Origin of the sequence: Saliphagus sp. GCM10025317, from assembly GCF_042663665.1 — an archaeon.
GTDB lineage: Archaea > Halobacteriota > Halobacteria > Halobacteriales > Natrialbaceae > Natronosalvus.
Genome location: NZ_JBHTAQ010000005.1, coordinates 2,261,543 through 2,280,776 on the forward strand (window position 1 = coordinate 2,261,543; position 19,234 = coordinate 2,280,776).

A 19,234-nucleotide genomic window follows, 5' to 3' on the forward strand; every position below is an offset into this window, starting at 1 on the left:
GGACTGGACCGAATGGCAACCCTTAAAACTCGAGCGAGGATTCATTCGGGTATGGCTGGAACCATCGAAGCGCTCGTACCGGGTGGCCAGGCCAATCCTGGCCCGCCGCTCGGTCCCGAGCTCGGACCGACGCCCGTCGACGTACAGGCGGTCGTCAACGACATCAACGAACAGACTGCGGCCTTCGACGGCACCGAAGTGCCGGTTACCATCGAGTACGAAGACGACGGCAGCTATTCGATCGCCGTCGGTGTCCCACCGACGGCCGCCCTCGTCAAGGACGAGGCCGGATTCGACACGGGAAGCGGCGAACCGCAGAAGGACTTCGTCGCCGACCTCTCGATCGATCAGGTCAAAACGATCGCCGAGCAGAAAAAGCCCGACCTGCTCGCCTACGACACGAAGAACGCGGCCAAAGAGGTCGTCGGCACCTGCGCCTCAATGGGCGTCACCATCGAAGGCGTCGACGCTCGCGAGTTCAAAGCGAAAGTCGACGACGGCGAGTACGACGACGTTCTCGTCGAGTGACGACTCGAGCACCGAGCTGTCACCCACTTCTCCATCACATTCGGTGGTTCGAGTAGCAGCCGCTACCGTCCTCGCTTCGTCTCACTACGTCCAATTCGGCTCACCACGTCCACCTTGCCTAGTCACGTCCAATTCGGCTCACCGCGTCAAACTGTCCGTTACGTCCAGAATGCTGCAACAATCGCTCGAGTGCCTACACCTTGTTCGCCGGTGGAACGACCCGTTCCTCTGGCTGGCGAACGCCACCGTTCCCGACGAGCACTCGAGTACCGGCACCGACCCCCAGCGCGGTGGCTATCGTGACGAATGCGATTCCGAGAACCGGGACGAGCGCGGAAACCCCACCGAGGAGGCCGCCTGCGATCACCCAGACGGCGGTCCGAGACAGGCCGACTCGGGTCGCAATCGTCGCCCCGATGGCGACGTAGCCGAGTGCCGCACTCACCGGAAGTACGATCACGCCGATGCCGACGAGTGGAATCGCGAAGAAAATCCCGACCGGCGAGGACGAAAGGAGGATGCCGGTGTAGAACAGGCCGCCGAGGACGAGCGCACCTGGAAGACCGATACACAGGGAGATGACCGGACTCCGTCTGGAAACCTCGAGCGTCTTCGTCCCCGAATACCGGAGGATTCCGAGCGCAGCCCCGCCGACCAAGACGATCGCGACGGCCTGAATGACGGCCTGCTCCAGCGGCGACAGCCCGATAAACGCCGCGACCGCTTGTTCGTACACGTGAACGGACCCGCTCTCGCCCTCTCCCCCGACGCCCCCAACGATAGCGTATAAATCTATCGGCCCCATTGTCGCGTCCTACATCTGCCACGATAATGTATATTTCGGTCAATTGCACATTCATAATTTCTAATTGGTAGTCTTTTCTGAATCGGTCGGGGCGAACCACGCGCTCGAATTGCGTCGACCGCCTGGGCCAATTCGAGGCCACGAAACTCCTCGCTCCTCGAGGCGCGGAGTTCGACGGGTTTAAGTTCGCCATGACACTTTCTCAAAGCGAGACAGGCATGGCCTGTTTCACTGACCCGTAGGAGCATACCCTGCGTACTACGGAGGTGAACGATGGCAAATTCGGATATCGAAACAGCAGTCACTCGCGCACTCGAGGACGCGCCCGATCGGAACTTTACCGAGACGGTCGACCTTGCGATCAATCTGCGCGATCTAGACCTCAACGAACCGTCGAATCGTGTCGACGAGTCCGTCGTGTTGCCGTCTGGAACCGGCCAGGAGACCCAAATTATCGTCATCGCCGAAGGCGAGACCGCCGTCCGCGCCGAGGAGGTCGCGGACCAGGTGCTTTCGGGGAGCGACGTGGCCGATCTGGACGACGACGACGCCAAAGATCTGGCGGACGAAACCGACTTCTTCATCGCCGAGGAGGCGATGATGCAGGACATTGCGCGGCACCTGGGGACGATCCTGGGCCCGCGAGGGAAGATGCCGGACCCGCTCTCGCCCGACGACGATGTCGTCGAGACGGTCAACCGACTGAAAAACACCGTGCAAGTTCGCTCGCGGGACCGACGCACGTTCCACACGCGCGTCGGTGCCGAGGACATGGGCGCCGAGGACATCGCCGACAACATCGACGTCATCCTCCGGCGTCTGCACGCCGACCTCGAGAAAGGCCCACAGAACATCGACTCCGTCTACGTGAAGACGACGATGGGGCCGTCCGTGGAGGTGGCCTGAGATGAGCGCCGAAGCACAGGCGGAAGCCGAACGCAAGACCGAGAACCTTCCCGAGTGGAAGCGCGAGGAGGTCGACGAACTCGAGACCCTCATCGAGGACTACGAGAGCGTCGGCGTCATCGGCATCACCGGGATCCCCTCGAAGCAGCTGCAGGACATGCGTCGCGGCCTCCACGGCACCGCCGTGGTCCGCGTCAGCCGCAACACCCTGCAGACGCGCGCGCTCGAGTCCGGCGGACTCGACGACCTCGTCGAGCACGTCGACGGACAGGTCGGCCTGGTCGCGACGAACGCGAACCCGTTCGCCCTGTACAAGGAACTCGAGGCCTCGAAGACGCCCGCGCCGATCAACGCCGGCGAGGTGGCCCCGAACGACATCGTCATCCCCGAGGGTGACACCGGGGTCGACCCCGGGCCGTTCGTGGGCGAACTCCAGCAGGTCGGGGCCAATGCCCGGATCGAGGAGGGTTCGATCCAGGTCATGGAGGACTCGACCGTCCTCGAGGCCGGCGAAGAAGTGTCCGCGGACCTCGCGAACGTCCTCAACGAACTCGGCATCGAGCCCAAGGAAGTGGGTCTCGACCTGCGCGCCGTCTTCTCCGAGGGCGTGCTGTTCGACCCCGAGGACCTCGACATCGACGTCGAGGCCTACGAGAGCGACGTGCAGACGGCCGCGGCCTTCGCACGCAACCTCTCGATCAACGCGGGCTACCCGACGGCCCAGACCGTGCCGACGATCATCGCGAAGGCGACGGGCGAGGCCAAGAGCCTCGGCCTCCACGCGGCGATCGAGAACGACGACCTCATGCCCGACCTCGTCCGCAAGGCCGACGCGCAACTGCGCGCGATCGCGGCCCAGATCGACGACGAGGAGGCGCTCCCGGAGGAACTCCAGGGCGTCGAGGCCCCCGCCGCGGACGCGGGTGCGGCAGGGTCTGAGGAAGAATCGAGCGACGACCAGAACGGCGACGAGTCCGAGGCCGCTGATGATGACGAAGACGAGGACGATGACGACGGTGACGGCGCAGAAGGACTCGGCGCAATGTTCGGATAACACAGACACAAACACACTACGAGGATTACACCAATGGAATACGTTTACGCAGCACTCATCCTGAACGAGACCGACGAAGAGATCAACGAAGACAACCTGACCGGCGTGCTCGAGGCCGCCGGCGTCGAAGTCGAGGAATCCCGCGTCAAGGCGCTCGTCGCCGCGCTCGAGGACGTCGACATCGACGAGGCCGTCTCCGAGGCCGCTGCGGTCCCCGCTGCCGGCGCTGCCGCCGGCGGTGCGGCCGCCGCCGCCGACGAGGACGAGGCCGAGGAAGCCGAAGAGACCAGCGACGTGCCGGACACGACGGACGACGACGATGACGAGGAAGAGGAGGCCAGCGGCGAGGGCCTCGGCGAACTCTTCGGCTAAATCGGGTTTCGACGTTTCACACTGATTTTTTCGGAGTCAAACTAACGTGAGAGCCACAGCACCGTTACTGCCTAAAACCGTTGGCCGACGATAGGCCTCAGTCAAGCGGCGTCGTCAGGCTGGTCACGCCGGTCGCGAGAACCAGTCCGACGACGACCGCTGCCACTGTGGCTCCCCATCCAAGTTGGTAATAGAGCAAGAATCCGTTCATACTGACGAGGACGCACACCATCACGAGGATGACGTACGTTCGGTACTTCTCAGTTTGAGCCATGTGTTTATCCATATCTGAAAGAGGATTTATTTTACGAAACCGACGTCTAAGTCAGCGACCTCCGTTGCACCCGTCGAGATCAACTCAATCGGTCACGGGCCCGTCGCCTCGTAGAGTCTCCAACTCGCTCCTCCGGTGAGAGTGACACCAAACTTCGACCTCGAGATGGTAATCTCGAGCCATCCAAGAATCACAGCCCACGTATGTTCGTAATCGATATGAACACCAATCAGGGTGAGATAAGTTCGATTCAGTTCCGTCGAAAGGGTGGTCGAGAGACCATACCTGTCGTGAGACACTTCGGTGGTACAGGCAACGCCACCCGGTTCGTACGTGTCCGTCTTGATCGGAAGGTCGAGACTCGAGTCCGGGGATTTTCTGCCACAAAGACTCAGACAATTTCGTTATCTGGAGTCCGATCGGGGAACGACCAGTGGTCTACTCGAGTTTAAGTACTGAAACGCGCCCAGACGCGACCAATGGCACAGGCGTTCCTCGAGGTGACCGTAAATCCGACGTTCACGGCCGCCCTCCTGTGCTGGATCCTCGGCGGTGCCGCCCTCGGTTCGGTCAGCGGCCTCATTCCCGGGTTGCACGCGAACAACTTCGCCCTCTTGCTCGCAGGCGTCGCCCCGTCGGTTCCCGGTCCAACGCTGTTCGTCGGCTGTGCGATGCTCTCGGCGGGCGTCGTCCACACCTTCCTGAACGCCGTCCCGGCGATGGCCCTCGGAGTCCCCGATGCCGAGATGGCCGTTACGGCGCTACCGGGCCACCAGCTGGTACTCGAGGGCCGGGGCTTCGAGGCGATTCGGCTCTCGGCGGTCGGGAGCCTGTTGGCCGTCCTCGTGGCGATTCCGCTGGCGATTCCCGTGACCGCCGCCGTCACGGCCGTCTACCCCCAACTACGAGCCAACCTCTCGGTGTTGCTCGTGGTGATCGTTCTCGCTCTCGTACTCTCGGAGTCCACGTGGCGGCGTCGCTTCGCCGGTCTCTTCTCGTTTTCGCTCGCGGCGACTCTCGGGTGGGCGACGCTCGATCTGTCGCCCGATGCACCCCTCGAGGCCGGTGGGATGCTCGCGCCGCTGTTCGCCGGCCTCTTCGGTGCGCCGGTGTTGATCGACGCCGTTCGGGGCGGCGGCGTCCCGCCACAGGGAGGAACGATTCTCCGGATGTCCCGACCGCTACTTCTGGTGACAGCTGTCGCCGGCGCGCTGTCCGGTGCCGTCGTCGGTTACCTCCCCGGCATCTCCGCGGCTATCGCCGCAGTCGCCGTTCTCGTCGTCCTCCCAGGTGGGGCCACTGCCCGGAGTTACATCGTGGCGACGAGCGGCGTCGATACGGCCAATACGATCTTCGCGCTCTTCGCGCTCGTCGCCATCGGCCAGCCACGTTCGGGTGTCATGGTCGCCTTTCAACGCGTCGATGCACCGCTCGAACTTCCCATCCTCCTCTCCGGCATCGTCCTGGCCGGCGTCATTGGGTTCGCGCTGGTGATCGTCGTCGGGGACGCCTACCTCGAACTGGTCGGTCGACTCGAGTACTGGCGGATTTCGGCGGCGGTGCTATCGATGCTGGTCTGTCTCGCGTTCCTGTTCGCAGGTCCGATCGGCGTTCTCACGTTCGGCGTGGCCACCGTCGTCGGGCTGGTTCCCGTCCGCCTGCAGGCCAGGCGCGTCCACCTGATGGGCGTGTTGATCGGTCCGTTAGCTCTCGCCGGGCTCTGAGAAGCGACGAGGCTCGAGAGGGTGAGTGACCGCCGGTAATCCGAAAGACAACCGTTAAAAGCGACGGGCGGGAAGAAGCGAGTATGAGTTCCACGGACCGACGGGAGACTCGCTCGTGCGTCTCCTGTGGGATCAACATCGCGGGCACGAACGCCGCGTCGTTCAAGTGCCCCGACTGTGGCGCACAGATCTACCGCTGTGCCAAGTGTCGCAAACAGAGCAACCTCTACGAGTGCCCCGACTGTGGGTTCCTCGGCCCCTGATACCATGGGAAAAGTAGCCGCCAAGATCAAAGTCATGCCGCAGAGTCCCGATATCGACCTCGACGCGCTCCAGGAGCGCCTCGAGACCGCCCTCTCAGAGGGCGCGAAGATCAATGGCGTCGAGCGCGAGGAAGTCGCGTTCGGCCTCGTCGCGCTCTACCCGACCGTCATCGTCCCCGACGGTGCCGGTGGCACCGAGGGCGTCGAAGAGGCCTTCAGCGAGGTCGAGGGCGTCGAGAGCGTCAACGTCGAGAACGTCGGGCGTATCTGAGTAGGACCCGTTTACCGATTTTTCGTCCCATCGCCTCCACCTCGAGTGACGACGTTCGTCCATTGATTCGTGTCGTCGCGACCGATGACCGCCGAGCGCGAGTGTGCCTCGGTGTACTCGAGTCAGCGACCGCTCAGCGCGGTCCCATCGGATCGTTTCGACTGGCCGTCACAAATCGATTTTACTATAGAATAGATAGTTCGTCCACTACAGCAGAGGGTGCGCCGGTGATCGCGCGATCAATCGATCGTCCATCGATCCTCGGCTTCGGCCCGGCCTGCTTTGACGGCGTTGAGGACGATTCCCGCGAGCAGCGCCAGTGCTCCCAGGTACAGCCAGGTCAGGAGTAACATGACGGCGCCGGCGACGCCGTACAGTTCGACGCTTTCGGCGGTCGTCAGGTAGAGCCGGAAGCCGAACGCACCCACGGTCCAGGACACCGCCACGAGGACGGCGCCGGGCAGCGCTTCCCTGAACGTCACGGCTGACGGCGAAAACTGGTAGAACATCGGGAAGAAGACGGCAAACAGTGCAACTGCTAGGAGCGGGAGGCTCACCACTAGGGCCACCGTCTTGCCAGCAGTGGTCAGGAGGCCGACCTGCACGACGATTATCGAGACGAGGGCGAGGGCGACCGTCACGAGTACCAGGCAGGTGTCTCGAGCGGTCTGGCGAAGCGACCGTTCCGCCTGGACGCCGTAAACGTGACCGAACGCGCGGTTGATCGACTGGAACGTCGTGAACGAACTCCAGGCGAGAATGGCGGCGGCGATCGCCGCGGCCCGCCCTCGACCCGACCCCTCGCCGATCATACCGTCCATCGTGGAGATCAGCGATTCCGGGTCGGCCCCGAACGCGGGTGCCGCGAGCTGGAGGATGCTCTCGAGCCAGCCGACGGTCGTCATCCCGATGAGGACGAAGATGACCAGCGGGATCAGGGTGTTGAAGATGTAGAACGCGACGCCCGCGGCGACGAGAGCGAAGCCGTTCTCTCGAGCGACGGCGACGACACGTCGGGCGGTGGATTCGTCTATGGGGAGTGATCGTTCGAGTTGGCTCATTCGGATTGGCTCATTCGAGCGCCACTTCGATCGACTGATCGAGGTCCCCGATCAGGTCGTCGACGTGCTCGATGCCCACCGAGACGCGGATCAGGCTGTCGGTCAGACCGGCCGCGATGCGCTCTTCGCGGGGGATCGCCGCGTGAGTCATCGGCGCGGGCTGTTCGATTAGGCTCTCGACGCCACCGAGGCTCTCGGCGAGGGTGAACACCTCCGTGTTCGAGACGACGTCGCTGGCCTGCTCGAGCGTGCCGTCGAGTTCGAAGCTGAGCATGCCCCCGAAGTCGTCCATCTGCCGGGCCGCGATCTCGTGGCCGGGGTGACTCTCGAGGCCGGGGTAGTAGACGCGGTCGACGTCGGGGTGCTCGTCGAGCCACTGAGCGATGACGCGGGCGTTCTCGCAGTGGCGATCCATCCGGACGGGGAGGGTCTTGGTTCCGCGGAGGACGAGGAAGGCGTCGAACGGGCCGGGGGTCGCGCCCACGGAGTTCTGGTAGAAGCCGAAGCGCTCGTCGAGCTCAGCGTCGTTCGTCAGGAGCGCCCCGCCGACGACGTCGGAGTGGCCGCCGAGGTACTTGGTGAGCGAATGACTGACCACGTCGGCGCCCAGCTCGAGCGGGCGCTGGAGGTACGGCGTGGCGAATGTGTTGTCGATGGCGCAGATGGCGTCGTGGTCGTGGGCAATCTCGGCAGCGCCCTCGATGTCGACGATGGACATGAGCGGATTGGTCGGGGTCTCGAGCCACAGGAGTTCGGTGTTGTCCTGGAACGCCGCGTCGATCGCCTCGAGATCGGTCATGTCGACGAAGGTGAATTCGATCTCGTACTGCTCGTAGACCTGGGTGAAGATGCGGTGGGTGCCGCCGTAGACGTCGTTTCCGGTGACGACGTGGTCGCCGGACTCCAGCAGGTTGCAGACGGTGTTGATCGAACCCATGCCGCTCGAGAAACAGCGGCCGTACTCGGCACCTTCGAGGCTCGCGAGGTTAGCCTCGAGGTCGTCACGCGTGGGGTTGCCGGTTCGTGAGTACTCGTAGCCGCGGTGGTCGCCGGGGCCGTCCTGTTCGTACGTCGAGTTCGCAAAAATCGGTGTCATGAGAGCGCCGGTTTCGTCGTCGGGCTCCTGGCCCGCGTGGATCGAACGGGTCTCGAAGCGGAACGTCCCTGTGGCGTTATCTTCACCGTCACCGGCACCGTTACTATTACCGTTGCCATCGTCGGTACCGCGATCGTCACTCATACGTACGGAGGCAACCGCCGGCGGGATTACTGTTCCCTTTCTCGGTCGAGATTCCCGACTCCTCGATTACGAATTGCCTCACCTGTAGCTTCCTCGAGCGGCAGCCGTGACTCGAGACGAGACGGGTCGAGAACGTGCGTTTTATAACCGTCACCGGTCAAGAGCGTCGTACGACTATGCCGAACTCGAACGGACCTCGTCAGGGAACCCGGCGAAAGCTCTCGAACAATCCCCGCGATCGTGGGACCTCGCCGCCGCAACGTGCGATTCAGGAGTACGACGTGGGCCAGAAGGTCCACCTCAAGATCGACCCGAGCGTTCCGAAAGGGCGCTATCACCCACGGTTCGACGGCCACACCGGTGAGGTCGTCGGCAAACAGGGCAAAGCCTTCAAAGTCGAGATCACCGACGGCGGGAAGGCGAAGACGCTGATCGTCACCGCTGCCCACCTCCGCGCCCAGGAATGACGATCTTCAAAGAGATCGTCGACGAGGAGTACTTGACGGTCTCGGAGACGAAGGACCTCCTCGAGGACATCGAGACCGAACGAGCGCTCGACGACGAGCGCGAGCTGCGATACGAACTCGCGCGCGCCATCGAGCACGTCAACCGCTTCGCCATCCTCGAGACCGAGGACGCGAACGCCCTCGTCGAGGACCTCCAGGACCTCGAGAAGGTCGACGAGCCAACGGCGTACAAGATCGTGAACTTGCTCCCGCGGGACCGACAGGAGCTTCGAACCGTGTTCGCCCAGCAGCGCTACTCCGTCTCGGGTGACGAACTCGACGAGATTCTCAACGTCATCGCGAAGTACGTCTGAGGACGGTCCCATCGAGGGCGTCGTCGTGTCCGACTTCGGCTCGCTGTACGTCGTTCGCGCGAACCGTCGCTGAGCCGACTCTTTAAGTATTCCGTCGCCGTACTGCGAGTCAATGAGCGAAGCCGACAGCGATGAGACGGACGTGGACGTGCGCCGAGCGGTCGTGCTGGATTATCTGGCCCACGGGCTCTCGGGTGGCCGCCGTCGCTACCAGCAGTCACCGGCCGGCTACGCCCTCGGCGTGGACGACTTCACGCTGTACCAGGTCGCCTTCGACGAGGACGCTCGGCTCACGATTGGCACCCGAGTCGTCGTCGAGCCCTCAGCAGAGCGCGACGTCGTCGAGGAGTGTCACCCCGTCGAGTACGACGACCTCTCCTCGGGTGCCCAGTCGGAACTCGAGTACGTCATCGCCGACCTCATCGAGGAGAACGAACAGCGGTTCGTGGACTTCTACAACGATGCCCAGCCGATCACGCTTCGGCTCCACCAGCTCAACCTGTTGCCAGGCATCGGGAAGAAACTCCGGAACAACATCCTCGACCAGCGAAAGCGAAAGCCCTTCGAGAGCTTCGAGGACCTCGAGGATCGGGTTTCGGGACTGCACGACCCCGACGAGGTGCTGGCGAATCGGATCCTCGAGGAGTTGCGGGACGAGGACCTCAAGTATCGGACGTTCGTGGGCCGAGACCAGCGCGACGAGTAGCGTGCTCTCCTTTTCGTCTTCACTGCCGGTTGCGAGCAACGGCTATTCACGCGACGACTTCACGCAACGACTATTCACGCGATAGCTTTTGTCCAACGACTATTCACGCGAGTAACGCGCTCTCGAGACGGTGCGTTTACGGCCCCCTGCCACCTATGCCCGGGCAATGAGAGATCCAGACGGGTTAATCGCAAGGGCGGGGGTTCGCGGTGATCCCGACCGCGATCAACACTTTCTCGTCGACGATCGCGTCCTCGACCGGTTGCCGACGTATCTCGAGTCGATCGACCTCGACGACCCACCGGACACGCGCGAGAATTCGATCGAATCGACCCGCGAGGTGACGAGCCACCTCCTCGAGATCGGCGGCGGGACAGGTGCGCTCACGGACCGACTGCTCGCCGTTGCCGACGAAGTGACCGTCGTTGAACGAGACCGGCGGCTGGCCGCGTTTCTCGAGGAAGAGTTCGCCGAGGAGGTCACGGCTGGCCGCCTGACCGTCATCCAGGGCGACGCCCTCGAGGTCGACTTGCCCTCCTTTTCGGCGTCGGTCTCGAACCTACCCTATGGCGTGTCGAGCCAGATTGCCTTTCGCCTCCTCCCCGAAAAGCGCCCGCTCGTCCTGATGTTCCAGCAGGAGTTCGCCGAGCGAATGGTCGCCGAGCCGGGGATGCCCGAGTACGGGCGGCTGTCGGTGTCGGCCCAGCACTTCGCGGCCGTCGAAATCGTCGAGACGATCCCGAAGGAGGCGTTTTCGCCGCCGCCGCAGGTCGAGAGTGCAGTCGTCCGGTCGACCCCGCGGACGCCCGACTACGAGGTCGCCGACGAGGCGTTCTTCCTGCGGTTCGTCAAGGCGGTGTTCACCCAGCGACGGAAGACGATACGGAACGCGATTCGCAATACGGCTCACATCTCGGGGCTCGATGACGCGGACGCCGTCGTCGAGGCGGCGGACGAGGATCTGCTGGGTAAACGGGCGGGGGCCGTCACGCCCACCGAGTTCGCCGAACTGGCGACCCTCGCCGACGAGGTGGGCCGTTCGGGTGAGGGGTGAGAATCCGTGGTAGACGCGTTCACCGGGCTCGAGTGGCTCGAAAACACGTTCCACACCCAGATCCAGAAGGGAGTGGCGACGGCCGTCGTTACGGGGCTGTTCCTGCTCGTGTTGATTTTCCATCGACGACTCCAGTCCTGGATTTCCGACCGCTCGAGGGCGCTGTACGCCGATATCGTCGCGACGATTCTCCTCTTCGGGACGGGGGGATTGGCGCTATACGTGGCCGTCGGTGTCTGGGGGGCGACCGAGGAACTGTCGACGGTCCTCTCGCGGTTCGACCCGGACGGGACGTTCCTTCCTCGCATGACCGCCTCGTTCGTGATGGTCGTACTGACCTACATCGTCTGGCGATTCGTGAGGCGGCTGTTACACGACGTGGTGGCCTCCTCGACGACGGTTACGAAACACCAGGAGGAGGTGTCGAATCGCGTCATCCAGGTCTTCATCTGGTCCGTCACGCTCGTAATCGTCCTCAGTATCTGGATCGACGACCTCAGCGGGCTCCTCGTCGGGGCCGGGTTCCTGGGGATCGTCGTCGGTATGGCCGCCAGGCAGACTCTCGGTGCGTTGCTCGCCGGGTTCGTCCTGATGTTCTCCCGGTCGTTCGAGATTGGCCACTGGGTCGAGATCGACGGCCGGGAGGGGACGGTCACGAACATCTCGATCTTCAATACGCAAATTCAGTCGTTCGACGGGGAGTACATCGTCGTTCCCAACGACGTCGTCACGACGAGCATCGTGACGAACCGCTCGAAGAAGGGGCGTCTTCGCATCGAGGTCGAAGTCGGCGTCGACTACAGCGTCGACGTCGATCAGGCGGCGACCCTCGCTCGAGATGCCCTCGAGCCGATCGAGGAGGTGATGGACGTCCCAGAGCCAATGGTCGTCACGAAGCACTTCGGCGAGTCGTCGGTCGTCCTGGGCGTTCGCTTCTGGATCGATCGGCCGAGCGCGCGACGGCGCTGGACGGCCCGGACGAAGGCCATCAGCGCGATCAAGACCCAGTTCGAGGAAGCCGACGTCAAGATTCCGTACCCACAGCGGGAGTTGAGCGGACGCGAGGAGACCGACGGCTTTCGAATGCGAGTGAACGAACCGGTGAACGAAACGACAGCTCGAGGGACGGCCTCCAGTCGACCGTCGGAGGACGACTGATGGGAAAGGATCTCGCCGAGCGTCGCGGCCTCGAGACCGACGTCTACCAGCCGGCGGAGGATTCGCAACTGCTCGCGGACGCGGCCTGTGACCGACTCGAGGGCGAGGACCTGGTCCTCGAGGTCGGCACCGGTTCGGGATACGTCGCCGACCGGATCGCCACCGAGATAGGGGCTCGAGTCGTTGCCGCCGACGTCAATCCGCACGCGACAAGGAACGCGCGCGACCGTGGGCTCGAGGCGGTACAGGCGGACCTCGTCTCGCCGTTCCGAGCGGACACCTTCGACGCCGTCGCGTTCAACCCGCCGTACCTGCCCACGGACCCGGACCACGAGTGGGACGACTGGATGGAGCGCGCCCTCTCGGGTGGCGAGGACGGCCGGGCGGTGATCGACCCGTTCCTCGAGACGGTGTCCCGGGTACTGGCCCGCGGCGGCGTCGTCCTCCTGCTGGTCAGCAGTCTCACGGGGGTCGACGCGGTGGTCGAACGCGCGGGCGAGGAGGGGTTCAGTGCGGTCGCCGTCGCTGACGAGTCGTTCCCGTTCGAGACACTGACGGTACTCGAACTGGTTCGGTAATTGGGTCCGGAATGTATCTTCTGTGGCCATTCGCGTTTCGAGGTAACTGCATCGAGCGAGAGTTCCGCCGTTTCGACGCCGTCCTCGAATAGATCGAATGCCTTCTCAAGCCCACTTCAGATAACTCGTAGGCATACGAGTGTATGGAAAATATTAAGCACCGGCATAGCCTAGCCTCGTCTACGCATGACCGAGTACGTATCGACCACGCCGGGGCTGTTTCCGCTCCCGGACTGGGCGAAAGACGATTTATCCGACGCGAAAGGACACCAGAAACACGACCTCATCAGCGGCGACGAGGGTGAGACGGTCACGAACATCTACGACGAGGCACGCGCCGAGGTCGTCGAGACCCAGGTCGAGGCCGGACTGGACCTGATCTCGGAGGGCCAGCTTCGCTGGGACGACATGCTCGCTCACCCGCTAACCGTGCACGACGCCGTCGACACGGGGGGCATCGTCCGCTACTACGACAACAACAACTTCTATCGCGACCCCGTCGTCACCGACGACCTAACGTTCTCGGGCGACGTCGCAGGCGAACTCGAGGCCGCCGCCGCGTTGACGGATGAACCGCTCCAGGCCGTCCTCCCCGGCCCGTACTCGCTTTTCGACCTGGCTACCGACGACCACTACGGCGACGAGGAGACGTTCCTGTCGGCCGTCGCCGACTTCTTAGCCGGGGAAGTCGAGGCGTTCCCGGCCCACGAGACGCTCTTCCTGCTCGAGCCGTCGCTCGTCGAGAATCCACCCGGTGACGGCCTCGACGAACTCGCGAGCGAGGCGGTTGACACCGTCGCGAACGCGACCGACGCCAAGGTCATCGTCCAGCCGTTCTACGGCGCGCTCGAGGAGAAGATCTACGCCCACCTCCTCGACGCCGACTTCGACGCGCTCGGGTTCGACTTCGTGACCGAACAGGACCAGAACCTCTACAACATCCAGGAGTACGGCGCGACCGACGACGTTTCGCTGGGACTGGCCGACGGCCAGAACACCCTCCTCGAGGAGCCCGAAGCGATCCGCGAGCGGGTCGACTGGGTGTTCGACCAGATTCCAGTCACCGACTTCGAGACGACGTACCTGACGACGAACACCGAGACGTTCTACCTGCCGTACGCGAAGTTCGAGTCGAAACTCGAGGCGCTGGCCGAGGCCGCCGCGCTCGCGGAGGTGACCCACGCATGAGCCAGCACCAGAACGCGAACAAAGACCAGTTCCGACCCGAGGACCACGCGGCCGAGCACTTCCTGCTGACGACGGTCGTCGGCAGCTACCCCAAGCCCAAGTGGCTCAACCGGGCGAAAGAGCTGTACCGGGACCCGGAGCACGGCTTCGACGCCGACGACTACCAGGAGGCCAAAGACGACGCGGCGCGTCTCATCACGAACGAACACGAGCGCGCCGGCCTCGACGTGGTCGTCGACGGCGAAATGCGACGCAACGAGATGGTCGAGTACTTCGCCCACCGAATCGAGGGCTACGAGTTCAACGGCCCGGTCAAGGTCTGGGGCCACAACTACTTCGACAAGCCGTCGGTCGTCAGTGAGGTCGAGTACGACGAGACGTGGCTGGTCGACGAGTACGAGTTCACGGCGTCGGCGACCGACCGCCCGGTGAAGGTCCCCATCACGGGTCCGTACACCCTCGCGAACTGGTCGTTCAACGAAGCCTACGACGACGAAGAGTCGCTCTCGTACGACCTCGCGGACCTGGTCAACGAAGAGATCGAAAAGCTCGTCGAGGCTGGCGCTCGCTACATCCAGATCGACGAACCGGCCCTCGCGACCACGCCCGACGACCACGCCATCGTCGGCGAGTGTCTCGAGCGCATCGTCGCCGACATCCCCGAGGACGTGCGAATCGGCCTCCACGTCTGCTACGGGGACTACTCCAGGATCTACCCCGAAATACTGGAGTTCCCCGTCGACGAGTTCGACCTCGAACTCGCCAACGGCGACTACGACCAGCTCGAGGTGTTCAAAGACCCCGAGTTCACCAAGGACCTGGCCTTCGGCGTCGTCGACGTCCACGACGCCGAGGTCGAGTCGGTCGAGAACATCGAGCGCAACATCGAGAAGGGCCTCGAGATCGTCCCCCCGGAACAGTTGGTCGTCTCGCCCGACTGCGGCGTGAAACTCCTCCCCCGTGAGGTCGCTTACGGCAAGATGAAGAACATGGTCGAAGCCGCCCGCAACGTCGAACAACGGCTCGACGACGGCGACCTCGAGGTACAGTCGCGAGCGGCGCCGGCAGACGACTGAGCGACCCGGCTGTCTCGTTTTCGTGACTCGTTCTCGGCGAATTTCCCCGCCTCGAGCGACTGCCGTCCACGTCACGCGCCCCCGAACCACTGCAAACCGTGACACCCCTCGAGTCGCTGCAAACGGTGACATCACTGTAGCCACTGCAAGGTGACACCCCACGAACCACTGCAAACCGTGACACCATCCAAACCGTTTTGCGCGCCCGGTTCCCAGGGCCGACAATGACCGTACGAGCAGGCATCCTCGGCGCCACCGGCGCCGTCGGACAACGACTCATCCAGCTCCTCGAGCCCCACCCCGACTTCGAAATCGCGGCGCTCACCGCCAGCGACGCGAGCGCGGGCAAACCCTACCGCGAGGCCGCGAAGTGGCGCGTCGACACGCCAATTCCGGACGCCGTCGCCGACGCGACCGTCACCGAAACCGACCCTGACGCCGTTCCCGACGACGTCGACCTCCTCTTCTCCTCGCTCCCCTCGAGCGTCGGCGCCGCCGTCGAACCCGGTTTCTGCGAGGCGGGCTACGTCGTCTCCTCGAACTCCTCGAACGCCCGGATGGCTGACGACGTCCCGCTGATCATCCCGGAGGTCAACGCCGACCACCTCGACCTGCTTGAGGTCCAGCGCGACGAGCGCGGCTGGGACGGCGCGCTGGTCAAGAACCCGAACTGCTCGACGATCACCTTCGTCCCGACGCTCGCCGCCCTGGCCGAGTTCGACCTCGAGCGCGTCCACGTCGCCACCCTCCAGGCGGTGTCGGGGGCCGGCTACGACGGCGTCACCTCGATGGAGATTATCGACAACGCCATCCCCCACATCGGGAGCGAGGAGGAGAAACTCGAGACCGAATCGAAGAAGCTCCTGGGCACGTTCGACGGCGCGAAACTCGACCTCCACGGCGTCGACGTCAGCGCCTCGTGTAACCGCATTCCGACGCTGGACGGCCACCTCGAGAACATCTGGGTCGAAGCCGGCGACGACCTGACGCCCGAAGCCGCCGCCGAGGCACTCGAGGCGTACCCCTCGCTCGACCTCCCCTCCTCGCCGGACCCGCTGATTCACGTCTTCGAGGACCTCGAGCGACCTCAGCCTCGTCTCGACCGTACCCTGGGGGAGGGAATGGCAATCTCGGTGGGCGGGCTCCAGGAGTCGACCTTCGGCCTGCAGTACAATTGCCTCGCTCACAACACGATTCGCGGGGCGGCGGGTGCGAGCGTGCTGAACGGCGAACTGTTGCTCGAGAACGGGTATCTCTAGGTTTCGACGCCGACTGTGGACCGACAGCGGCCGACTGCGAGCCAACTCACTCCTCGACCGGCAACACCAGCACCGGGAGCGTCGCCTCTCTGATCAGCCGCCGACTCGTATCGCCGCTCAGCATCTCGACCAGCCGACTCCCCTTGCGCGGGACGAACGCGACCCCGTCGGCCCCGCGGTCGTCGGCGGCCTCGAAGATGGCGTCGACCACGTCCGTCCCGTACAGGACCTCTGTCTCGACACGGGCACCCGTCTCCTCGAGCGGGGCTCGCGCTCGCGAAAAGACGTCGTCGGCGAACTCCCGGCGAGCCTCGAGTGGCGCCTTGTCCGGCGCACCGCCTGCCTTCTCGACGACGTGGACGACCAGGACGGTATTTTCCGGGCCGATACGCGGCGCGAGCGCCCTCGCCGTTCGCTCGGCATCGTCGGGGTCGGCCACCGGAACGAGGATGGGGCCGTCGAACGTTATCGGCATTAGCACGCCTCCGTCGTCGCACGTGAATTCACGTCTCGACTCGGAGCGAACGGGCTCGAGTTCGGGGCCGTGTCTCGTCGCATACGTCTCAGTTCGTTCCCGGGGACGATAAATGTCGGTCGGACGGCGAACGATCCGGAATCGAACTCGGCGGCACCGACTCGGATGTGTACACTACAAAATTTATAGCATCGTGCGCAGCGTCAGCGAGGCGCGTCAGGGATCCGGACGTCATGTGCGAGCGTCCCGACACCCTCGACCTCGATTTCGACCGTATCGCCATCTTCGAGCGGTCCGACGCCCTCGGGGGTGCCGGTCGCGATCACGTCGCCGGCCTCGAGGGTGAGGTAGGTCGTGATCTCCGCGATGAGTTCTGGAATCGAGAAGATGAGTTGGGACCGCGAGCCGTCCTGTTTCAGCTCGCCGTTGACGCGCGAGCGGACGAACGCGTCCGCGGGCACCTCGTCGGGCGTCGCGAGCACGGGACCGATGGGCGCGGCGCCGTCGAACGCTTTCCCGCGGACCCAGTTTTTCTCCTGGCGCTGGTCGTCGCGGTTCGAGAGGTCGTTGACGCAGGTGAAGCCCTCGACGACGTCCATCGCGTCCTCTACTGGGACGTGGCGACACTGCTCGCCGATGACGACGCCGAGTTCGGCCTCGTAGTCGATTCGCTCCTTCCCGCCGGGAACGGTGACAGTATCGCCGTGGGCCGCCAGAGTGTTCGGCGGCTTGAGAAAGAGCAACGGGCGATCGGGAACGTCCGAGTCCATCTCTGCGGCGTGGTCGGCGTAATTGCGTCCGATGCAAACGACTTTCGAGGGCTCACACGGCGGGAGAACGTCGATTTCGTCGCTCTCGAGGTCGTAACTGTCTGATCCGAACTGGACGCGGTCGTTCTCGAGTCGGCCGCGTCGAATCGCTCCGGCCGGGTCGCGGAATCTGACGAACTTCATGCTGTACGTGCGTGCTCGCGCGCCTGGACGAAAAGCGTTGAGAAGGTGGCGAAGGCTCCCGGCGGAAGTGGGACTCGAGGCGCCAGCGGATGATTCGACACGATAGCGGAGGACTCGAGGCGTTCGTCACGGGCTATCACCCTCGCCGCGGAACGGAACGCTTTTTACTAGCCCCGGGAAACGATTGGATGCGACCCGCTCCGTTGGTGTAGTCCGGCCAATCATTTCGGCCTTTCGAGCCGATGACCTGGGTTCAAATCCCAGACGGAGCACTACTCGACCGAGTGTTGCGAGGGAGCCAAACGCACACGCTCTGGATTTGAATCGACGAGTCGCACCACTCGAGTGAAACTTGCGTCTACGAGGTTCGATGCCTTCGAAATCGAAATTCGGTCGGTAATCGTGACCTCTCGAGGACCGGGTTAGTTGTTGGTCGCGAAGGTGTCCATGTTTGGATAGTCCGCAATGAGGCCGTCGACGTTCAACTCGATTGGCTCCTGTGCCTCTCGCCAGCTATCGATCGTCCAGACGTTGACCTCGCGACCTTCCGCGTGTGCGGTTTCCACGAGGTCACGGTCGAGCACGCCGGTCGATGGATTGACTGCTTCAGCATCCAGCTCCCTAGCGATCGCCAGATTCTCGTCCTTGTTCCGCCCGAAAATCGGTGCCACGGCGACGCTCGGGTCGACGTTACGAACCGCTCTGAGCGCGTCCGGATCGAACGAGGACGCGTAGTAGTCGCCGGGATATCGCGACGCGATACGCAGTGTCCGCTCCGCGAACTCCTCCCAGGAGAGGGGCCCTCGATCTTTGAATTCGATGTTGATCGTGACGTCTGGTCTGGCCGCATCGAACGTTTCGGCCAGCGTCGGGATCGTCTCCCCGGAGTCGAGTACTTCCGCCTCCAGGACCGTGTCGGAGTGCGTTTCGCTGACGAGCCCTTCTTTGTCCGTGAGGTGATCGAGACGCGCGTCGTGGAAGACGACGATTTCCCCGTCGCTCGTCGCCTCTGTGTCGATTTCGATCCTATCAGCGCCGAGCCGCGACGAGCCTTCGACGGCCGCAAGCGTGTTCTGGGGGAACACGTCTCTGTACCCTCGGTGGGCCGTTATGTAGGGCCCGTCTCGTGATCCACGGTCCTTTTCTCGACCACCCTGCGCGCTTCCAGTACTGCCTAGCAATCCAAGGCCGAGTGCGCCTGCACTCGCTTTCAATACGGTTCGTCGCGACAGTCTTTCTTTCAGCATCTTTAATTGCATAATGCATATACCGACTCATTACAGTAGTATATAATCTATTACCTGTATATTTTGAGGAATACTGTTGAGTGACCCGTCAATGCATTCTCAAAATTCAGTGCCGACCGACATCCGACCTCCAGTTGGCCAGTGAGCAGCCGATCGATACCACCCACTGTTCATGAGACTACTTCGCCAGAAGCGTCTCCGCTCACGTATCAACGTTGAACC

Annotated in this window: 23 protein-coding genes and 1 tRNA gene; 17 read left to right on the forward strand and 7 right to left on the reverse strand. The window is 63.6% G+C overall.

What is annotated here, in order from left to right:
- Positions 1-51: 51 nt before the first annotated feature.
- Positions 52-528: a 50S ribosomal protein L11 gene (locus ACFQS4_RS13040; protein WP_497901919.1), complete on the forward strand. Its 477-nt coding sequence runs from the start codon at positions 52-54 to the stop codon at positions 526-528.
- A gap of 193 nt (positions 529-721) precedes the next feature.
- Here the strand turns inward: ACFQS4_RS13040 and ACFQS4_RS13045 are convergent, their stop codons facing one another.
- A complete protein-coding gene (locus ACFQS4_RS13045) occupies positions 722-1,333 on the reverse strand; it encodes a hypothetical protein (protein WP_497901920.1) in 612 nt (203 codons plus the stop codon).
- Between the two features lie 273 nt (positions 1,334-1,606).
- On the opposite strand from ACFQS4_RS13045, the gene ACFQS4_RS13050 reads away from it, so the two are divergent.
- From ACFQS4_RS13050 to rpl12p, 3 genes are read left to right on the forward strand one after another with little or no spacing between them, the layout of a single operon-like run.
- Positions 1,607-2,239, forward strand: a complete 633-nt coding sequence (locus ACFQS4_RS13050; protein WP_254156754.1) for a 50S ribosomal protein L1 — start codon at positions 1,607-1,609, stop codon at positions 2,237-2,239.
- Between the two features lies 1 nt (position 2,240).
- A complete protein-coding gene (locus ACFQS4_RS13055; protein WP_497901921.1) occupies positions 2,241-3,293 on the forward strand; it encodes a 50S ribosomal protein L10 in 1,053 nt (350 codons plus the stop codon).
- 33 nt (positions 3,294-3,326) lie between these two features.
- Positions 3,327-3,665 carry a 50S ribosomal protein P1 gene (gene rpl12p, locus ACFQS4_RS13060; protein ID WP_497901922.1) on the forward strand — a complete coding sequence of 113 codons (339 nt, stop codon included), beginning with the start codon at positions 3,327-3,329 and terminating at the stop codon, positions 3,663-3,665.
- Positions 3,666-3,762: 97 nt separating this feature from the next.
- Here rpl12p and ACFQS4_RS13065 read toward each other — a convergent pair whose 3' ends face one another.
- The gene (locus ACFQS4_RS13065) at positions 3,763-3,939 is read right to left on the reverse strand and encodes a hypothetical protein (RefSeq protein WP_253436028.1); all 177 of its coding nucleotides are present in this window, start codon (positions 3,937-3,939) and stop codon (positions 3,763-3,765) included.
- 479 nt (positions 3,940-4,418) lie between these two features.
- On the opposite strand from ACFQS4_RS13065, the gene ACFQS4_RS13070 reads away from it, so the two are divergent.
- From ACFQS4_RS13070 to ACFQS4_RS13080, 3 genes are all read left to right on the forward strand, one after another.
- Positions 4,419-5,663 carry a tripartite tricarboxylate transporter permease gene (locus tag ACFQS4_RS13070; protein WP_497901923.1) on the forward strand — a complete coding sequence of 415 codons (1,245 nt, stop codon included), beginning with the start codon at positions 4,419-4,421 and terminating at the stop codon, positions 5,661-5,663.
- An 83-nt stretch (positions 5,664-5,746) separates the two neighbouring features.
- Entirely contained in the window at positions 5,747-5,926 is a 180-nt protein-coding gene (locus ACFQS4_RS13075; protein ID WP_253436037.1) for an HVO_2753 family zinc finger protein, read from the forward strand.
- 4 nt (positions 5,927-5,930) lie between these two features.
- Complete coding sequence (locus ACFQS4_RS13080; RefSeq protein ID WP_254156846.1) at positions 5,931-6,197, forward strand: elongation factor 1-beta; 267 nt, start codon at positions 5,931-5,933, stop codon at positions 6,195-6,197.
- A gap of 239 nt (positions 6,198-6,436) precedes the next feature.
- On the opposite strand, the gene ACFQS4_RS13085 is transcribed toward ACFQS4_RS13080, so the two are convergent.
- Complete coding sequence (locus tag ACFQS4_RS13085) at positions 6,437-7,258, reverse strand: YihY/virulence factor BrkB family protein (RefSeq protein WP_497901924.1); 822 nt, start codon at positions 7,256-7,258, stop codon at positions 6,437-6,439.
- A gap of 10 nt (positions 7,259-7,268) precedes the next feature.
- Positions 7,269-8,498 (reverse strand): cystathionine gamma-synthase, encoded by a 1,230-nt coding sequence (locus ACFQS4_RS13090; protein WP_497901925.1) that lies wholly within the window; start codon positions 8,496-8,498, stop codon positions 7,269-7,271.
- A 176-nt stretch (positions 8,499-8,674) separates the two neighbouring features.
- Here ACFQS4_RS13090 and ACFQS4_RS13095 point away from each other — a divergent pair, with 176 nt between their 5' ends.
- From ACFQS4_RS13095 to asd, 9 genes are all read left to right on the forward strand, one after another.
- Complete coding sequence (locus ACFQS4_RS13095; protein ID WP_253436045.1) at positions 8,675-8,965, forward strand: 50S ribosomal protein L21e; 291 nt, start codon at positions 8,675-8,677, stop codon at positions 8,963-8,965.
- Entirely contained in the window at positions 8,962-9,318 is a 357-nt protein-coding gene (locus ACFQS4_RS13100) for an RNA polymerase Rpb4 family protein (RefSeq protein WP_254156851.1), read from the forward strand. Before ACFQS4_RS13095 ends, ACFQS4_RS13100 begins: the two co-directional genes overlap by 4 nt.
- 112 nt (positions 9,319-9,430) lie before the next feature.
- Complete coding sequence (locus ACFQS4_RS13105) at positions 9,431-10,024, forward strand: DUF655 domain-containing protein (RefSeq protein WP_497901926.1); 594 nt, start codon at positions 9,431-9,433, stop codon at positions 10,022-10,024.
- Positions 10,025-10,190: 166 nt separating this feature from the next.
- Complete coding sequence (locus tag ACFQS4_RS13110) at positions 10,191-11,078, forward strand: 16S ribosomal RNA methyltransferase A (protein WP_497901927.1); 888 nt, start codon at positions 10,191-10,193, stop codon at positions 11,076-11,078.
- A gap of 6 nt (positions 11,079-11,084) precedes the next feature.
- Positions 11,085-12,236, forward strand: a complete 1,152-nt coding sequence (locus tag ACFQS4_RS13115; RefSeq protein WP_497901928.1) for a mechanosensitive ion channel family protein — start codon at positions 11,085-11,087, stop codon at positions 12,234-12,236.
- A complete protein-coding gene (locus ACFQS4_RS13120; RefSeq protein ID WP_497901929.1) occupies positions 12,236-12,814 on the forward strand; it encodes a HemK2/MTQ2 family protein methyltransferase in 579 nt (192 codons plus the stop codon). The genes ACFQS4_RS13115 and ACFQS4_RS13120 overlap by 1 nt, the downstream gene beginning before the upstream one ends.
- A gap of 186 nt (positions 12,815-13,000) precedes the next feature.
- Positions 13,001-14,002: a 5-methyltetrahydropteroyltriglutamate--homocysteine methyltransferase gene (locus tag ACFQS4_RS13125; RefSeq protein ID WP_497901930.1), complete on the forward strand. Its 1,002-nt coding sequence runs from the start codon at positions 13,001-13,003 to the stop codon at positions 14,000-14,002.
- Positions 13,999-15,078, forward strand: coding sequence for a methionine synthase (locus ACFQS4_RS13130; protein WP_497901931.1), 1,080 nt, complete (start codon positions 13,999-14,001; stop codon positions 15,076-15,078). Before ACFQS4_RS13125 ends, ACFQS4_RS13130 begins: the two co-directional genes overlap by 4 nt.
- Before the next feature lie 224 nt (positions 15,079-15,302).
- Entirely contained in the window at positions 15,303-16,337 is a 1,035-nt protein-coding gene (gene asd / locus ACFQS4_RS13135) for an aspartate-semialdehyde dehydrogenase (RefSeq protein ID WP_497901932.1), read from the forward strand.
- Positions 16,338-16,383: 46 nt separating this feature from the next.
- On the opposite strand, the gene ACFQS4_RS13140 is transcribed toward asd, so the two are convergent.
- Together ACFQS4_RS13140 and ACFQS4_RS13145 are read right to left on the reverse strand one after the other, a co-directional pair.
- A complete protein-coding gene (locus ACFQS4_RS13140) occupies positions 16,384-16,812 on the reverse strand; it encodes a universal stress protein (RefSeq protein ID WP_497901933.1) in 429 nt (142 codons plus the stop codon).
- A gap of 203 nt (positions 16,813-17,015) precedes the next feature.
- A complete protein-coding gene (locus tag ACFQS4_RS13145; protein WP_497901934.1) occupies positions 17,016-17,765 on the reverse strand; it encodes a fumarylacetoacetate hydrolase family protein in 750 nt (249 codons plus the stop codon).
- A 197-nt stretch (positions 17,766-17,962) separates the two neighbouring features.
- Here ACFQS4_RS13145 and ACFQS4_RS13150 point away from each other — a divergent pair.
- Positions 17,963-18,037 (forward strand) — tRNA-Glu (locus ACFQS4_RS13150).
- A gap of 150 nt (positions 18,038-18,187) precedes the next feature.
- Here the strand turns inward: ACFQS4_RS13150 and ACFQS4_RS13155 are convergent.
- Entirely contained in the window at positions 18,188-19,024 is an 837-nt protein-coding gene (locus ACFQS4_RS13155; protein WP_500193607.1) for a glycerophosphodiester phosphodiesterase, read from the reverse strand.
- Positions 19,025-19,234: the final 210 nt, after the last annotated feature.

Bases quoted from the DNA above. Each gene is read 5' to 3' on its own strand.
- ACFQS4_RS13040 (WP_497901919.1), top strand. From the start codon at position 52: ATGGCTGGAACCATCGAAGCGCTCGTACCGGGTGGCCAGGCCAATCCT.
- ACFQS4_RS13045 (WP_497901920.1), bottom strand. From the start codon at position 1,333: ATGGGGCCGATAGATTTATACGCTATCGTTGGGGGCGTCGGGGGAGAG.
- ACFQS4_RS13050 (WP_254156754.1), top strand. From the start codon at position 1,607: ATGGCAAATTCGGATATCGAAACAGCAGTCACTCGCGCACTCGAGGAC.
- ACFQS4_RS13055 (WP_497901921.1), top strand. From the start codon at position 2,241: ATGAGCGCCGAAGCACAGGCGGAAGCCGAACGCAAGACCGAGAACCTT.
- rpl12p (WP_497901922.1), top strand. From the start codon at position 3,327: ATGGAATACGTTTACGCAGCACTCATCCTGAACGAGACCGACGAAGAG.
- ACFQS4_RS13065 (WP_253436028.1), bottom strand. From the start codon at position 3,939: ATGGCTCAAACTGAGAAGTACCGAACGTACGTCATCCTCGTGATGGTG.
- ACFQS4_RS13070 (WP_497901923.1), top strand. From the start codon at position 4,419: ATGGCACAGGCGTTCCTCGAGGTGACCGTAAATCCGACGTTCACGGCC.
- ACFQS4_RS13075 (WP_253436037.1), top strand. From the start codon at position 5,747: ATGAGTTCCACGGACCGACGGGAGACTCGCTCGTGCGTCTCCTGTGGG.
- ACFQS4_RS13080 (WP_254156846.1), top strand. From the start codon at position 5,931: ATGGGAAAAGTAGCCGCCAAGATCAAAGTCATGCCGCAGAGTCCCGAT.
- ACFQS4_RS13085 (WP_497901924.1), bottom strand. From the start codon at position 7,258: ATGAGCCAACTCGAACGATCACTCCCCATAGACGAATCCACCGCCCGA.
- ACFQS4_RS13090 (WP_497901925.1), bottom strand. From the start codon at position 8,498: ATGAGTGACGATCGCGGTACCGACGATGGCAACGGTAATAGTAACGGT.
- ACFQS4_RS13095 (WP_253436045.1), top strand. From the start codon at position 8,675: ATGCCGAACTCGAACGGACCTCGTCAGGGAACCCGGCGAAAGCTCTCG.
- ACFQS4_RS13100 (WP_254156851.1), top strand. From the start codon at position 8,962: ATGACGATCTTCAAAGAGATCGTCGACGAGGAGTACTTGACGGTCTCG.
- ACFQS4_RS13105 (WP_497901926.1), top strand. From the start codon at position 9,431: ATGAGCGAAGCCGACAGCGATGAGACGGACGTGGACGTGCGCCGAGCG.
- ACFQS4_RS13110 (WP_497901927.1), top strand. From the start codon at position 10,191: ATGAGAGATCCAGACGGGTTAATCGCAAGGGCGGGGGTTCGCGGTGAT.
- ACFQS4_RS13120 (WP_497901929.1), top strand. From the start codon at position 12,236: ATGGGAAAGGATCTCGCCGAGCGTCGCGGCCTCGAGACCGACGTCTAC.
- ACFQS4_RS13125 (WP_497901930.1), top strand. From the start codon at position 13,001: ATGACCGAGTACGTATCGACCACGCCGGGGCTGTTTCCGCTCCCGGAC.
- ACFQS4_RS13130 (WP_497901931.1), top strand. From the start codon at position 13,999: ATGAGCCAGCACCAGAACGCGAACAAAGACCAGTTCCGACCCGAGGAC.
- asd (WP_497901932.1), top strand. From the start codon at position 15,303: ATGACCGTACGAGCAGGCATCCTCGGCGCCACCGGCGCCGTCGGACAA.
- ACFQS4_RS13140 (WP_497901933.1), bottom strand. From the start codon at position 16,812: ATGCCGATAACGTTCGACGGCCCCATCCTCGTTCCGGTGGCCGACCCC.
- ACFQS4_RS13145 (WP_497901934.1), bottom strand. From the start codon at position 17,765: ATGAAGTTCGTCAGATTCCGCGACCCGGCCGGAGCGATTCGACGCGGC.
- ACFQS4_RS13155 (WP_500193607.1), bottom strand. From the start codon at position 19,024: ATGCAATTAAAGATGCTGAAAGAAAGACTGTCGCGACGAACCGTATTG.